Origin of the sequence: Ruficoccus sp. ZRK36 (assembly GCF_019603315.1) — a bacterium.
GTDB lineage: Bacteria > Verrucomicrobiota > Verrucomicrobiia > Opitutales > Cerasicoccaceae > Ruficoccus.
The window spans coordinates 3,645,970-3,660,026 of record NZ_CP080649.1 but is presented as its reverse complement, the minus strand read 5'-3'; the positions used below and the strand labels follow the sequence as shown (position 1 = coordinate 3,660,026).

At 62.8% G+C, this 14,057-nt stretch carries 11 protein-coding genes; all 11 read left to right on the top strand.

The features are described from left to right. Positions 1-5 precede the first annotated feature (5 nt). The 11 genes from K0V07_RS15965 to ftsA are packed head-to-tail and all read left to right on the top strand — an operon-like array spanning position 6 to position 14,054. Complete coding sequence (locus tag K0V07_RS15965; RefSeq protein WP_220622389.1) at positions 6-1,601, top strand: UDP-N-acetylmuramoyl-L-alanyl-D-glutamate--2,6-diaminopimelate ligase; 1,596 nt, start codon at positions 6-8, stop codon at positions 1,599-1,601. A gap of 4 nt (positions 1,602-1,605) precedes the next feature. Further along, on the top strand, positions 1,606-2,982 hold the full coding sequence (murF, locus tag K0V07_RS15960; protein WP_220622388.1) for a UDP-N-acetylmuramoyl-tripeptide--D-alanyl-D-alanine ligase: 1,377 nt from the start codon (positions 1,606-1,608) through the stop codon (positions 2,980-2,982). After that, complete coding sequence (gene mraY, locus K0V07_RS15955; RefSeq protein ID WP_220622387.1) at positions 2,976-4,076, top strand: phospho-N-acetylmuramoyl-pentapeptide-transferase; 1,101 nt, start codon at positions 2,976-2,978, stop codon at positions 4,074-4,076. The genes murF and mraY overlap by 7 nt, the downstream gene beginning before the upstream one ends. Before the next feature lie 12 nt (positions 4,077-4,088). Further along, positions 4,089-5,414, top strand: coding sequence for a UDP-N-acetylmuramoyl-L-alanine--D-glutamate ligase (gene murD / locus K0V07_RS15950; protein WP_220622386.1), 1,326 nt, complete (start codon positions 4,089-4,091; stop codon positions 5,412-5,414). Next, the gene (locus K0V07_RS15945; RefSeq protein WP_220622385.1) at positions 5,384-6,538 is read left to right on the top strand and encodes a LysM peptidoglycan-binding domain-containing protein; all 1,155 of its coding nucleotides are present in this window, start codon (positions 5,384-5,386) and stop codon (positions 6,536-6,538) included. The genes murD and K0V07_RS15945 overlap by 31 nt, the downstream gene beginning before the upstream one ends. A gap of 52 nt (positions 6,539-6,590) precedes the next feature. After that, positions 6,591-7,691, top strand: a complete 1,101-nt coding sequence (gene ftsW, locus K0V07_RS15940) for a putative lipid II flippase FtsW (RefSeq protein ID WP_255568030.1) — start codon at positions 6,591-6,593, stop codon at positions 7,689-7,691. Further along, on the top strand, positions 7,688-8,788 hold the full coding sequence (locus tag K0V07_RS15935) for a UDP-N-acetylglucosamine--N-acetylmuramyl-(pentapeptide) pyrophosphoryl-undecaprenol N-acetylglucosamine transferase (protein ID WP_220622384.1): 1,101 nt from the start codon (positions 7,688-7,690) through the stop codon (positions 8,786-8,788). Before ftsW ends, K0V07_RS15935 begins: the two co-directional genes overlap by 4 nt. Next, complete coding sequence (murB, locus tag K0V07_RS15930) at positions 8,785-10,965, top strand: UDP-N-acetylmuramate dehydrogenase (RefSeq protein ID WP_220622383.1); 2,181 nt, start codon at positions 8,785-8,787, stop codon at positions 10,963-10,965. Before K0V07_RS15935 ends, murB begins: the two co-directional genes overlap by 4 nt. Further along, on the top strand, positions 10,962-11,891 hold the full coding sequence (locus K0V07_RS15925) for a D-alanine--D-alanine ligase (RefSeq protein WP_220622382.1): 930 nt from the start codon (positions 10,962-10,964) through the stop codon (positions 11,889-11,891). Before murB ends, K0V07_RS15925 begins: the two co-directional genes overlap by 4 nt. 3 nt (positions 11,892-11,894) lie before the next feature. Then, a complete protein-coding gene (locus K0V07_RS15920; protein WP_220622381.1) occupies positions 11,895-12,824 on the top strand; it encodes an FtsQ-type POTRA domain-containing protein in 930 nt (309 codons plus the stop codon). Positions 12,825-12,842: 18 nt separating this feature from the next. Next, positions 12,843-14,054, top strand: a complete 1,212-nt coding sequence (gene ftsA, locus K0V07_RS15915) for a cell division protein FtsA (RefSeq protein ID WP_220622380.1) — start codon at positions 12,843-12,845, stop codon at positions 14,052-14,054. Positions 14,055-14,057 lie beyond the last annotated feature (3 nt).

The following is a 14,057-nucleotide window of genomic DNA, read 5'->3' as shown; positions in this document are numbered from 1 at the left end:
GAGAAATGGCACTGCCGGGAATGGAACTGCTACTGGGGGGGCTGCGCAGCGGGCGCAGGCCTTTCGTATGCTCTTTTGGGATGGCCGGAGGCGGCTCATCAACGACGGGACCTCAGTGGCCCACGCTTGATGAGCTCGTCAAGGACCTGCCCGTCGTGGATGCCCGCGGCGAAGGCAAGGCCGCCGTGCGTGCCCTCGTTACCGATAGTCGCCGTGTAGCTCCCGGTTCCCTCTTTTTTGCCCAGGGCGGTCTGCGCACCGACGGTAACCTTTACATCGAGGAGGCTATCGACCGCGGTGCGGTGGGGATCATCTCCGAGAGCCCGGCCGAGTCCATCCGGCAGGTGCCGTACCTGCAGGTGAAGGACTGCCGCGCGACGCTGGCCGAAGTCGCCCGTCGCTACTACGGACGCCCTGATGACGAGCTGAAGCTCTTTGGTATCACCGGGACCAACGGCAAGACCACGGTCGCCTTTCTCGCCCAGCATCTGCTGGCCGACGAACCCGATACCGTCGGGCTGATCGGTACCGTCCACTACGACCTGGGCAAGCGCACGCTGCCCTCGTATAAGACGACGCCCGAGTCGGTTGATATTTACTCCATGCTCAACCAGATGGTGAGCGAGGGCTGCAAACAGGCGGTGCTTGAGGTCAGCTCACACGCCATCCAGCAGCAGCGTGTGGACGGTGTGCGTTTCCCGGTGGCGGCGTTCCTGAACCTGACCCAGGACCACATCGATTACCACCGCAACATGGAGGCCTACTTTGAGGCCAAGACCCGCCTCTTTACCGGTGCGCTTGGCTCTGTGCCTGAAACGGTGCTGATCAACATCGACGACCCCTACGGTCGTCGCCTCGTGGGCATGATCCCCGAGGGCGTGCGTATCATCACCTTTGGGGTCTGTGCAGACGCCGACCTGCGCGCCGAGCACGTCAAGCTCGGGGCCGACGGCAGCACCTTTGACCTCGTATGGCCCGAAGGGCGCGTGGAAATCAAGACGCCCTTGCTGGGACACTTCAATGTCGCCAATACCGTGGCCGCCATTGGCCTGGCCTATGCTCACGGTAAGTCTCCCGCCGATCTGGTGCGGCGTATCGCTGCCTTTGGCGGAGTCCCCGGCCGTATGGAAAAGGTCGAGGCCGGACAGCCCTTTCAGGTGCTGGTGGACTATGCCCACACCGACGATGCTCTCTCCAATGCCCTGACCATGCTCCGCGAGATTACGCCCGGCAAGCTGCTGGTCGTCTTCGGCTGCGGCGGTGATCGCGACCGTACCAAGCGCCCCAAGATGACGCACGCGGTGCAGAACTTTGCCGACTACGCATGGGCTACGGCCGACAACCCCCGCAAGGAGGATCTGGGTCAGATCTTCGAGGATATGCAGGGTGGGGTCAGCGTGCCGGAGCGCATCAGCTTCGTCGAGGACCGCCGCCACGCGATCTCGTTGGCCATGGAGCAGGCCGGTCCCGGTGATTGCCTGCTGATCGCAGGTAAGGGCCACGAGACCTATCAGGAATTTGCCGACACGGTTATCCCCTTTGACGACCGTCAGGTCGCCCGTGAGTTGATCAATCTGAAGAACCTCAACGCGGATGCCTGATTTCATGCCTGACAATCTCGCAGAATGGACCGGTGGCTCGTGGGCCGGCGACCGTGCCCCGGCGTCGGTCAAGGGCTTTACGCAGGACTCCCGTCGTATCCGCAAGGGGGATATGTTTGTCGCGCTCGAAACTTCTGCCCGCGACGGTCACAGCTTTTTACCTGCCGCCCGTGAGGGTGGGGCAGATGCCGCTCTCGTGCGGCATCAAGTCTCTGAGGAGCTGCCTCAGCTCGTCGTGCCCGATACGCTGGAGGCGTTTCAGAAAATCGCGGCCAGCCACCGTGCGAACTACACCGGGCGCGTTATCGGTGTGACCGGTAGCTGCGGCAAGACCTCGACCAAGGACCTGCTGGGGCTGCTGCTGGGTGAGCGTACCCTGCGCACCGAGGGCAACCTGAATAACTTTCTCGGCGTCCCGCTGACCCTGACCCGGCTCGATGAGCGTGAGCATGACTTTGCCGTGGTCGAGGCGGGCATCAACGAGCCCGGCGAGATGGACACGCTCGCGTCTATGATCGATCCAGACCTCGCGCTTGTGACATGCGTTGCCCCCGCCCATCTGGAGCGCCTCGGTACGGTCGAGGGCGTAGCCCGCGAAAAGGCACGTCTGGGAGCTGCGGCTGCCAAAGTTATCTTTCCCGGCACCTGCTGGCAGTACGCACCCTTCCGCGATCTGGGTGCCCGTGCGCTGGTGGTGACGGACGACCAGAGCCTGGCCCGGACTTTGCCTGACGAACAGTGCGTGGTTATACGTCCAGGCAATGTGGATGTGGGAGGCTGCCGGCTCGAATTGGAGTCGGCGGCCATCCCGGCGATTTCCTGCGAGCTGCCGTTTAACTCGCCGGGCATGGTCAGCAACGCCGCGCTTGCCATCACCGCTGCGCTGCTTTGCGGCGTCTCTCCCGAGACGGTGCGTACGCGCCTGGCCCGCTGGAAGGCCTCACCCCAGCGGGGTGAGTGGCTCCAGCACGGAGAGCAGCGCTTTTTCGTGGACAGCTACAATGCCAACCCTGCCTCGATGGCCGAGGCCATGGCCGCCTTTGCCGTTGCCGCTCCGTCTGAGCTGCCGCGCCTGTACGTGCTTGGCGGGATGAAGGAGCTGGGCGTGGACAGCTACCGCTTTCATATCAAGACGGCAGAGCAGCTCAAGCTGCGCGAGCAGGACCGGGCAGTGGTGATCGGCAGCGAGGCCGATGGCTATCGCGATGGCCTGCTCAAGGCCGGTAATCGGGCGAGCCAGATCAAGCTCTTCACGGAAACCGCAGCGGCGAAGCCCGAGGTGTCCGCGTTTGTGGGGGCGATCATGCTCAAGGGCAGCCGTGCCTATGCGCTGGAGACTTTGCTGCCGGTCGTCGTAAAGGGAGGGGCCGAGCGATGCTGACGTATCTGGCTGATCTCAGTGAATACTTTGGCCCGCTGCGGCTATTTCGCTTCTTGACGTTCCGGGCCTCCATGGGGGCGGCAACCGCCGTTGTGGTCGGCTTTATCGCTGCGCCGTGGATTTTTGCGCGCCTGCGCCAGCTCAAGCTATCCCAGACCCTGCGCAACAAGGACGAGGTGGGCAAGCTGGCCGACCTGCACGCCGGGAAGAAAGACACCCCGACCATGGGCGGGCTGGTCATCTTTGTCTCGGTCTTTACCGCGACACTGCTGTGGGCTGAGCCTAATATGTACGTCATCGTGACGATGCTGGTCTACGCCGGGCTGACCGGTCTGGGCTTCCTCGATGATTACCTGAAGGTGAGCAAGAAAAACTCCAAGGGCCTCTCCAGCCGCTGGAAACTGGCCGGTCAGGGCGTGCTCGCGTTGGTCGCACTGGGCTTACTCCTGGCGGACCCGGATACGCACCTGAAGATGTCCCAGCTGTGGGTGCCCTTCCTGAAGTCAGCACTCATCGCGGAGATGCCGATCTGGTTCGCGTTTATCTTTTTCTTCTTCGTCATGGCGGGCTCCAGTAACGCCATCAACCTGACCGACGGCGTGGACGGGCTGGCAATTGGCTGTACGGTGACCGCTACACTCGTCTACGGTCTGATGGCCTACGCTGCGGGTAACGTCATCATCTCCGACTATCTGCTGATCAGCTATGTGCCCGGCTCCGGTGAGCTGGCCGTGATATGCTCGGCTCTGGTCGGGGCGAGCCTGGTCTTTTTGTGGTTCAACAGCCACCCGGCCTCCGTCTTTATGGGGGACACCGGCTCGCTCGCACTCGGGGGTATCCTCGGGACGATCGCTTTTATTATCCACCAGCCCTTCACCTTGCTGATCGTGGGCGGGATCTTCGTGGCCGAGGCCGCCTCTGTCATTCTGCAGATCGGATCCTTCAAGCTCCGGGGTAAGCGCATCTTTCGCATGGCCCCGCTGCATCATCATTTCGAGCTCCTCGGCTGGCATGAAAACAAAGTCGTGATACGTTTCTGGATTATCTCCCTGATGTGCGCCTTTGCCGGACTGGCCACGCTTAAGCTGCGCTAAACTTATTTACCGATGGAAACCCCCGATCTACTCAAGCCCTTACTCGACCGACCCGCTGCCATATTCGGCGCGGGGGTCAGCGGCGCGGCCGCCGGGGACTTGCTGCGCTCGCAGGGGTGGCTGTACGAGGTGTTCGACGAGCGCGGCGGGCAGTATGCGCATCGAAAGTTCGGCGCGAAGGAGGCTGCCCGGCATGGGCTCGTCGTCCACAGCCCCGGTTTCCCGCCCTCGCATCCGTGGTTTGAGGCTGCCCGCAAGGCCGGTTGCCTGGTACTCGGTGAGCTGGACTTTGCCTCGTTGTTCTGGGGGGGCGGTTGTATCGCCGTGACCGGTACCAATGGTAAGACCACGGTGACGGAGTTTCTCGCCTACGCTTTCAAGCGCGCCGGAAACAAGGCCGTGGCAGTGGGTAACATCGGCTACCCGATGTCGCGACTCTTTGAGCTGAGCAACCACGAGGGCGCGCTCGCGGTATGCGAAGTCAGCTCCTACCAGTCCGAGTGCCTGAAGTATTTCCGTCCGCAGTCGCTTATCTGGACGAATTTTGAGGAGGACCATCTCGACCGCTACACCTCGATGGAGGAGTATTTCGAGGCCAAGTGGCGACTGGTTGACCAGTTGGCCCGCCCGAGCCTCGTTGTGGGTGAGTCCGTTGTCCGCTGGGCCGAGAAGTTCGGCAAGACCTTGCCGTCCTTCACCCGCGTCGTTCGCCGTGAGGACAAACTGGGCGGCCCGCCTGCCACCTCGCCCTTCCAGAGCTACCCGCAGCAGGAGAATTACCGGCTCGTGCGGGCTTTCTGGGAAAAAGAGGGCATGAACCTCAACGCGCTGGAGGCCTCGGCCAGCCAGTTCCGGCTGCCCCGGCACCGGCTGCAGCTCGTGTCAGAATGGGGTGGGGTGGAGTACTGGAACGACTCCAAGGCGACCAACTACGCCTCTGCCCTGGCTGCTCTGAAGACTTTTAAGGACCCGGTGTGCTGGATCGGTGGTGGAAAATCGAAGGGGGGCGACCTCCAGGCGTTTGCCCAGGCCGTTGCCGGGCAGATCGACTCAGCTATTTTGATCGGTGAGACCGCACCGGCTCTGGCGGAACAGATGGCCGCCGCCAAAGTCCCTTGTCAGGTCTGTAAGACCCTGCCCGAAGCCGTTGCCGCGACCCGTAATCGGGTAAAGACCCCGGGTGTGGTCCTGCTCAGCCCCGGATTTTCGAGTTTGGACATGTTTGAGAACTACACTCAGCGTGGTTTTGCCTTTGAGCAGGCGGTTTTGAGTTTGAAGAAACAAATGGCCACTGATACGAACAGCGCATGCGCAAAAACTGGAGAAAAGTCGTCATGAAAATCAGTCAGATATTCCTCTGCGTGATCGGTCTGCACCTGGCCGTTATCGCATTCCTCTTTGCAACCCCCGGCTGTAATAGCGGCCCCGAACCCGAAACCACCGGTTCGGAGGGTGTTGTCGGCCCGCCTGAGGAGACCGTTGTCTCCGAGGCGAACGAGAACTACCGCCAGGAGCAATACACCGTGGGCGGCACTCCCATCAAATCGGAATCCACCACTCAGGTCACCCGTCCGCGCTATGAGCCGACGCGCCCGAGCTGGAATCTGAACCAGCAGCAGCCCGCCGAAGTGATCGAGGGGACCGAGGAGGTCGCCGTGCTTGAGCCGGTCGACGCGTCCGGTGCGCCTGCGACCGCAGCTTCTTCGACCTATATCGTGAAGAAGGGTGACAACCTCACCACCATCGCGCGTGCCAACGACCTGACCCTCTCCGAGCTGATGGATGCCAACGGCCTGAACCGCAAATCCGTCCTCCAGGTGGGCCAGGTACTGGTCATCCCGGGATCGAGTGCGGCGTCTTTCGAGCCTCCGATGAACGACCTCAGTGGCGGGGCAGCCGCTTCGGCTGATGTCGCGGCCAAGACCTACAAGGTTAAGCCCGGTGACAATCTCTCCACGCTGGCCAAGCGTAACGGCACCACGGTCAACGCCATCAAGAGCGCCAACAACCTGAGCTCGAACACGATCTATGTGGGGCAGGAGCTCCTGATCCCCGCCGGTGGCGCGAGCTACTCGGCTCCTTCTGCTTCCTCCAGCTCGGCTTCCGTGCCCGAGGGTAGCTACCTGGTGAAAAAGGGTGATACGCTGGGCGCCATCGCCAAGCGCTACGACGTGAAGGTCTCGGCCCTGATGACCGCCAACGGTATCAGCGACCCGCGCAGCCTGCGTGCCGGCCAGACCCTGGTCATCCCCGGTGTCGGCGGTAACCCGGCCCCGAGCGCTCCGGCTCCCACGCCCGCACCGCGTGCACCATCTTCTCCGGCGGCCGCTGTTCCGGCCCCCGCCCCGGCTCCTCAAGTCGCTCCCTCGCAGCCTGCTGTGATCGAGGAGTACAATGCGGATGCCCTCCTGTTGGAAAACCTCGATGACATCCCTGCCGCCGAGGTCCAGAGCACGAATTAAGAACCCCCTTTGAATTACGGATCTGAAACCGCGAGCGACAAATATCCGAGTGGTGAGCGCCGGCAGTGTGCTGACGCTCTGCGTGGCAGTGCTCACTTTTCTCGGGCTGGTGGTACTCTCCAGCGCCGGCAAGTCGCTCAGCTCTAATCCGTACTTCTACTTCCAACGGCAAAGTCTCTGGCTGGCTCTTGCGCTGCTGGCCGGGATTTTTACCGCATTTCTGAACCTGGATACCGTCCGCAAGGGGACATGGGTCTTCGTCGGGGCGGTGCTGCTCCTGCTGGTGGCGGTATTGGTGCCGGGCATCGGTGTAAAAGTGAACGGTGCGAGCCGCTGGCTGGATCTGGGCATGATGCGCCTGCAGGTCTCGGACCTGGGTAAGCTGGCCCTGATCTTCGGGATGGCGCACTTCCTGGCGCAGAACCAGCGGCGGATACAGAGCTTCTGGTGGGGATTTGTCCTGCCATGTACCGGCTTGGGGCTGCTCTGCGGGCTGATCATGCTGGAGCCGGACTTTGGGACGACGGCGCTGTGTGGCATCGTCGGCCTGTGTATGCTCTTCGTCGCCGGGACGCGTCTGCTTTTCCTGATCCCCAGTGGTCTGATGGCGCTCATGCTCTTTGGCGTGGCCGTCTATCTGGACCCGATCCGGCTGCGCCGCGTGACGTCGTTTCTCGATGTGGAGGCGAACAAGTCCGACAGCGCCTACCAGCTCTGGCAGGGGATCCTGGCTTTCGGAGCGGGGGGGGTGGACGGTGTCGGCCTCGGTAATGGCCGCCAGCAACTTTCCTATCTGCCCGAGTCGCACACGGACTTTGTGTTTCCCGTGATCGGCGAGGAGCTGGGCTTTATCACCACAGCAACCGTGGTGGCCTTGTTCCTGACGGTCTTTCTGTGCGGAGTGTGGAGCCTGCGCCGTGCGCCGAATATGTACCAGTTCCTGCTGGTGTGTGGAGCCCTGTGGTTCCTGACTTTTCAGGCCCTCATCAATATGGGGGTCGTGACCGGCCTGCTTCCGACGAAGGGCATGTCCCTGCCCTTTATCAGCTACGGGGGTTCTAACCTCGTGGTGATGTTCATCCTGGTCGGGCTGATTTTAAACTGTTTCCGTCACTGGCAAAAACCGGCCCTGAAGCGGCCACGACATCTATGAGCCTGTTCCTGATCTCATGTGGCGGAACGGGCGGGCATCTTGCACCGGGGATCGCGTTAGCCGAAGGGCTGAGTGAGGCCGGGCACGAATGCTGTCTGATTATCAGCAAAAAGGACGTGGATTCGCGGCTGGTGAACAGCTACCCGAACCTGAACTTCGTGCGCTCGCCGGGTTGCGGCATGTCCTGGAAGCCGCTCGGCTTCCTGCGTTTCCAGTGGGAGCAGACTCGCGCGTTCCTTTTCGCCCTGCGCCTGATCCGTAAGCATAAACCGGCGGCCATCGTGGGTTTCGGGGGCTTTCTCAGCGTGGGCTTGGTGCTGGCAGGTTTTCTCCTCGGCTATCCGATCGTCCTGCACGAGGCCAATCGCCGGGCCGGGCGCGCCATCCGCATGCTCAGTGGCATGGCCCAACGTATTTACCTGCCAGAGGGGACCCAACTCAAGAGCCTGCCGCCGCAGACCGTCCGCCACTCGGGCTACCCGGTGCGCCGGGAGATCCGCCGCCTGCCGCAGGATGTGGCCCGGCAGAAGCTCGGCATCCAGGTCTCCGGTAAGCTGCTCCTCGTCTTTGGGGGCAGCCAGGGCGCTGTCGCTCTGAATAAATGGGTGACGGAAAACTTCGAGCGCCTCGCCCAGGAAAATATCAGCGTCTACTGCCTGACCGGTCTTCGTAATGGCTCGCAGGGGACGGTGGAGCACAAGCTCGAAGACGGGCAGGTGGCCCGCTGCTATTTCGTACCCTTCTGCGACCGCATGGCGGAGGTGCTTAGCGCGGCTGACCTCGTCGTTTCCAGAGCGGGGGCGGGGAGTATCGCAGAGTTTATCCGCTGCCATGTGCCCTCGATTATCGTCCCCTTTCCCTATGCCGCGGACGACCACCAGCGCGCCAACGCCCATTTCTTCGAACAGCAGGGCGGGACGATCGTCGTCGAGCAGCAGGACATCAGCCGCCTGACGGACGAGGTCGTCGATACGATTTTCAACGACTGGCTGCTGAACAAAATTCGCGATAATCTGGCGCGTCTTGACCGCATTAACCCCATCGAGCTGATGGTCAGCGATCTTGAGAGTGTCGCAGCTCAGCACAAGCACGCATGATGACGGCACCCGAACAACCGCATACGGCACTCCCCGAGGAGGTGTTCCTGCTGGGTATCGGTGGCATGGGCATGGCCCCGCTGGCGATCTGTCTGGCGCAGGCCGGCTGTCGGGTGCGCGGTTGGGATGATAATCTGAAGGCCCCGGTGCGCGAACTGTTGGAGGCGCACGGTATCGAAATTTCCAATACGCCCGCTCCGGGCTCGAAGCCGTTGATCGTGCGCTCCAGCGCGGTTGACCTGGCGCACCCGCTGTTGGCGCAATCCGTCGCAGAAGGGAAGGCAACATGCCTGCGCCGTGGCGAGCTTCTGGCCCGGCTGGCTGCGGGTAAGAAGCTGGTCGCGATCGCTGGTAGCCACGGCAAGACCACGACGACTGGTATGCTGATCGATATGCTGCGCAGCGTGGGGTTCGACTTTAGCTATGTGCTGGGCGGACTGTTTAATGGCGGCGGGACGCTGTCGCCTGCCCACTACTCGGCCAGCTCACCCTGGCTGGTGGCCGAGGTGGATGAGAGCGACGGGACGATTGAGGGCTTTGACCCAGCCGTCACCGTGGTTGTCAATCTCGACTGGGACCACGCGGATCGCTACCGCACCGAGGCCGACCTGCGGGCGGCCTTCGCACGACTTTTTGCCCGTACGAGTGAGCGGGTGCTGCTCCCCGAGGCGTTTCCCTTCGACGAGGAGATCAAGGCCGAGGTGATCCGCTTTGAGGCGCCCGGTATCAACTTCAATCTCGATAACGCCAACGCCGCGCTGCAGGCGTGCCGGCTGATCGCCGGGACCGTCCCGGAAAATCCGCTGTCGAGCTTTCCCGGCATTTGCCGCCGGCAGGATGTGATTCACCGCGAGGGAACCCTGCAGGTGATCGCCGACTATGCGCATCACCCCACCGAGATTCGCGCTCTGCTCAGCATGATGCGCTGCGAATCCGAGGGGCCGGTCTGGGTCGTTTTCCAGCCACACCGCTATAGCCGCACGCGACAGTTTGCTCGGGATTTTGCCCAGGTGCTCGATACTGCTGATCGCGCGTGGGTGCTGCCGGTCTATGCCGCCAGTGAGCCGCTCGATCAAGGCGGGACAGAGGAGCGAATCTTTCAGGAAGCCGGTTCCGCCAAGCTGGAGGCTGTCGCCCCCGGCGACCTCAACGGTGTGCTCGACCGCGCCATGGCCGAGGAAATGCCCGGCACGCTGCTCTTTGTTGGGGCGGGTGATATTGACCGGATGGCAGCGCGCTTTGTCCGCGATCGCCAGCTTTCCCTGCGCTGGAAGGAGGGCCTGTCAACCGAGGCCGTGATCCGGCTGGGCGAGCCCCTCGACCGCAAAACCACGATCCGCATCGGCGGTCCGGCCCGCTTCTATGCCGAGCCGGCTGATGAGGCCGATATGGCTTACCTGCTGCGGGAGGCCCGCGAAGTGGGCTTGCCGGTGCTTCCCCTGGGGCGTGGCTCTAATCTGCTCGTGCCCGACGAGGGATTCGACGGGCTGGCGCTGGGCTTTAAGCAGGCTGCGTGGCAGCGGCTGGAGCTCGACGGCGAGGAGCGTATCCTGGCCGGGGCTGGCGTGCGCCTGAAGCAGCTCTGTAGCTTTGCGGCCAAACACGGACTGGGCGGTTTCGAATTTCTGGAAGGCATCCCCGGCACGGTGGGCGGCTCGCTGCGCATGAACGCCGGAGCCATGGGGGGCTGGATCTTTGATGTGGTCGAGGAGGTCATCTTCGTTGATGCCGCCGGGACGGTACAGGTCTGGCCGCGCGAGCGGTTCCACTTTGGCTACCGCAAGTGCTGCGAAATCGCCGATGGCCTTGCGCTCGGAGCGGTCTTTTCCAGTCAAAAGACGGAGCCGGATACGGCCATTCGCGCGCGGATGGACAGCTATGCGAGCACCCGCAAGGAGAGCCAGCCGCGCGAACCCAGTGCGGGCTGCATCTTTAAAAACCCCGAGGGCGGGCACGCTGGCAAGATCATTGACGAGCTGGGCCTGAAGGGGCTGCGCGAGGGGGCGGCGGAGGTTTCCTCCGTGCATGCGAATTTCATCATCAACACTGGCGGAGCGACTTCGGCGGACGTGGTCGGGCTTATCCGTCGCATCCGCGAGACGGCACGCCGGGAGCGCGGAGTGGAGCTGGAGCCCGAGGTCCTGCTGGCCGGGCAGAAGTGGGAGGAGCTTTTATGAGCACGCGTGCCCACATCAGCGTCCTGTGCGGCGGACCTTCGAGCGAGCGCGAGGTTTCGCTCGTTTCCGGCCGCAGCATTGCCGCCGCGCTGGAAAAACACTTTGACGTGGCCTTGATCGAGTTCGCAGATGCCGCCTTACCTGCCGGGCTGCGTGCCGACAAGACCGTGGTCTTCCCGGCGCTGCACGGGAGCTTCGGCGAGGACGGGCAGATCCAGGCCCTGCTGGAGGCGAGCGGCTTTTCCTACGCCGGTTCCGGTCCAGAGGCCAGCGCCCTGTGCATGGACAAAACCGCGACAAAGGCAGCGGTGAAGGACTCGGGGTTCGCCATCGCCGGTGATGCTATCTTTGACGCTGCTGACGCGCCCACGGCAGAACACCTTGCCCATGAAGTCGGTGAGCACCTCGTGCTGAAGCCTGTGGATCAGGGGAGCAGCGTGGGGCTACACCTGTGCAGGGGATTGACCGAAATCACCCATGCACTGACCGTGCTGACGCCGGGCCGCTGGATGGCTGAGGCCTTTGTCGCCGGCCGCGAGATGACGGTCGGCATCCTTGGTGGTGAGGCGATGGGCATTGTCGAGATCGTTCCCACGGGTGGCGTTTACGACTACGAGCGTAAGTACACGCCGGGCTCGACCGAGTATCTGTTTCCTGCCAAGGTCCCGGAAGAACTCGCCGCCCGCATCCGCGGTTTTGCCGAGAGCGCCTTTGCGGCGTGTGGCTGCCGGGACTTCGGGCGCGTGGACTTTATCCTGACCCCGGAGGGCATCCCGTACTTTTTAGAAATCAACACCATCCCCGGCCTGACGCCGACCAGCCTGCTCCCGAAGAGCGCATCCTGCCGCGGGCTGGACTTCGAGACGCTGGCGCTGCGCATGACTGAGCCGGCGCTGCGACGCGGCAAGCACCCTCAACTCACCTGAGCCATGGCCAAGAAAAAACCAGCCAAGAAAAAAGCTTCCTCCTGGCACAGCATCAAGCAGAGCTCGGCCGGACGCGGCCAGACCAAGGTCGCCCGCAAGCGACGCTGGGCGATCAGCCTGCGCATGACCGGTGCCGTGCTGGCGATCCTCGTCGTACTGTGGGCGATCGGCGGCGGGCTGTACCTGCTCAACACTAAGAGCGACAAGCTCTCCGTGGTCGGTGCGAGTGGGCCACTCCGGAACATCTATTTCCAGACCGACGGCGTGCTGACCCGCGAGTGGTTGATGGAACGGCTCGACCTGCCGGATGATATTGCGCTGGCCGATGTTAATATTGAGGCGATCCGCAGCCAGCTCGCCGAGGAGGGGCAGACCCGCGAAGTTTCCGTGGAGAAGCGCTTCCCCGATGCTCTCATGGTCAGTGTGAAGGAGCGCCGTCCGGTGCAGAAGCTGGTCATCGTCGATGCCTCCGGGCGCAAGGGCCTCTGGCTCGTGGATGCCGAGGGCGTGGTCTACCGCGGCGCGCACTACGCGATCGACCAGCTTGAGCCGCTGCCGTTTCTCGATGTCGCGCAGGTCGCCCGGCAGGGAAACCGCTACGGGCCTGTGCCGGGGGTTGAAACCGTTTGCGAGCTGATGAACCAGGCGCAGATCGGCTACCCGGAGATTTACAGCCAGTGGAGGATTATCTCGCTGCGTGATTTCTCGGGCGACCCCGAGGAGCTGGGCGCGACCATCCGCGTGGTCACCCGCGACAAACACGAGATCATCTTTTCGCCCACGGGTTTCGATGGGCAGCTGGAGCGCCTGCGTAAAATCTATGCCCATCTGGAAGAAAAACAGATCGGCCCGGTGCGACGGATTGACCTGAGCTTTCAGGAGCCCATTATCAAACTCGCCCAGGGGCAGGACCGTACCCGCCGCTACCGCTAACCGATAACGCATGATCCTATGAGCCAGAGCAAAATCGTTGGAGCCGTCGAAATCGGGACCACCCATGTGGTGGCGTTGATCGGAGAGATCGTCAACGGGCGCAGCCTGAACCTGATCGGGATGGCGGAGTGCTCGAGCTCGGGCGTCAAAAAGGGCGAAATCGTGGACTTTCGTGCGGCCAGTAACAGCGTGCACGCTGCCATCATGGGCGCTGAGAAAAGCGCGGGCGTTCAGGTCGAGGCGGTTTATCTTTCGCAGACTGGGGCGCATCTGGAGGGCTTCGGGCACGTGGGCTCGGTCAATGTCTCGGCCTCTGACAACCGTGTGTCTCGCGCCGATGTGCAGCGCGTGATCGAGGATGCCAAGGGCAAGGAAGTGTCTGCCGACCGCGTTTACATTCACCACATTAAGCATGGTTTCCGGCTAGACGGGCAACCGGTGGAGAAACCACTGGGGCAGGTCGGTGAGAAGCTCGAAGTCAGCTACTGGTCCGTCCATGGGGACGAGGCCCGCGTGCGCGACCACATCCACATTATCAATGGCTTTGGGCTGCCGGTGGAGGACATGATCCTCTCCAGTATCGCCACCGCCAGCATGATTGCGACCGCCGAGGAAAAGCGCCGGGGTGCGCTCGTGCTCGACATGGGCGGCGGCACGACGGACTGGGCCGTGTACCGCGAGGGAGTCATCCAGCGCACCGGTGTGGTACCGGTCGGCGGCGACCACCTGACTAACGACCTCACGCTGGGCCTGCGGGTCAACCGCAAGTACGCCGAGAAGCTCAAGAAGCAGTTCGGTAAGGCCTTTGTGGAAAAGGATGACAAGGGCGAAAAGGTCTGGATGGTCGGGGATCAGATGATCGGAGATCGCTACCTTTCGCGTCAGTCACTGGTGCAGATTATGCAGCTGCGACTGGAGGAGGTTTTCCAGATTTTAAAGAAACAGCTGGGCGAGGCCTGCACCGAGGAGTTTCTCCCGTGCGGCGTGGTGCTCAGTGGCGGGGCCTCGGTCCTGCCCGGCCTGCCTGAGCTGGCCGGTAAGGTGCTCGGCCTGCCGGTGCGCATGGGCAGTAACCCGGATTGGGTGCGCGAGGACTTGCGCGGCCCCGGCTACAGCACGGCGCTTGGCCTGATGCACTACGCACTGACGGGCCAGCATCAGGAGGAATTCGTCGCCCCCCCGCCGGAGAAGGGGCTGATGAAAAAGGTGAGCAAACTCTTTTCAATCTAACTG

Bases quoted from the DNA above. Each gene is read 5' to 3' on its own strand.
- mraY (WP_220622387.1), top strand. From the start codon at position 2,976: ATGCTGACGTATCTGGCTGATCTCAGTGAATACTTTGGCCCGCTGCGG.
- K0V07_RS15965 (WP_220622389.1), top strand. From the start codon at position 6: ATGGCACTGCCGGGAATGGAACTGCTACTGGGGGGGCTGCGCAGCGGG.
- K0V07_RS15925 (WP_220622382.1), top strand. From the start codon at position 10,962: ATGAGCACGCGTGCCCACATCAGCGTCCTGTGCGGCGGACCTTCGAGC.
- murD (WP_220622386.1), top strand. From the start codon at position 4,089: ATGGAAACCCCCGATCTACTCAAGCCCTTACTCGACCGACCCGCTGCC.
- murB (WP_220622383.1), top strand. From the start codon at position 8,785: ATGATGACGGCACCCGAACAACCGCATACGGCACTCCCCGAGGAGGTG.
- K0V07_RS15935 (WP_220622384.1), top strand. From the start codon at position 7,688: ATGAGCCTGTTCCTGATCTCATGTGGCGGAACGGGCGGGCATCTTGCA.
- K0V07_RS15945 (WP_220622385.1), top strand. From the start codon at position 5,384: ATGCGCAAAAACTGGAGAAAAGTCGTCATGAAAATCAGTCAGATATTC.
- K0V07_RS15920 (WP_220622381.1), top strand. From the start codon at position 11,895: ATGGCCAAGAAAAAACCAGCCAAGAAAAAAGCTTCCTCCTGGCACAGC.
- ftsA (WP_220622380.1), top strand. From the start codon at position 12,843: ATGAGCCAGAGCAAAATCGTTGGAGCCGTCGAAATCGGGACCACCCAT.
- murF (WP_220622388.1), top strand. From the start codon at position 1,606: ATGCCTGACAATCTCGCAGAATGGACCGGTGGCTCGTGGGCCGGCGAC.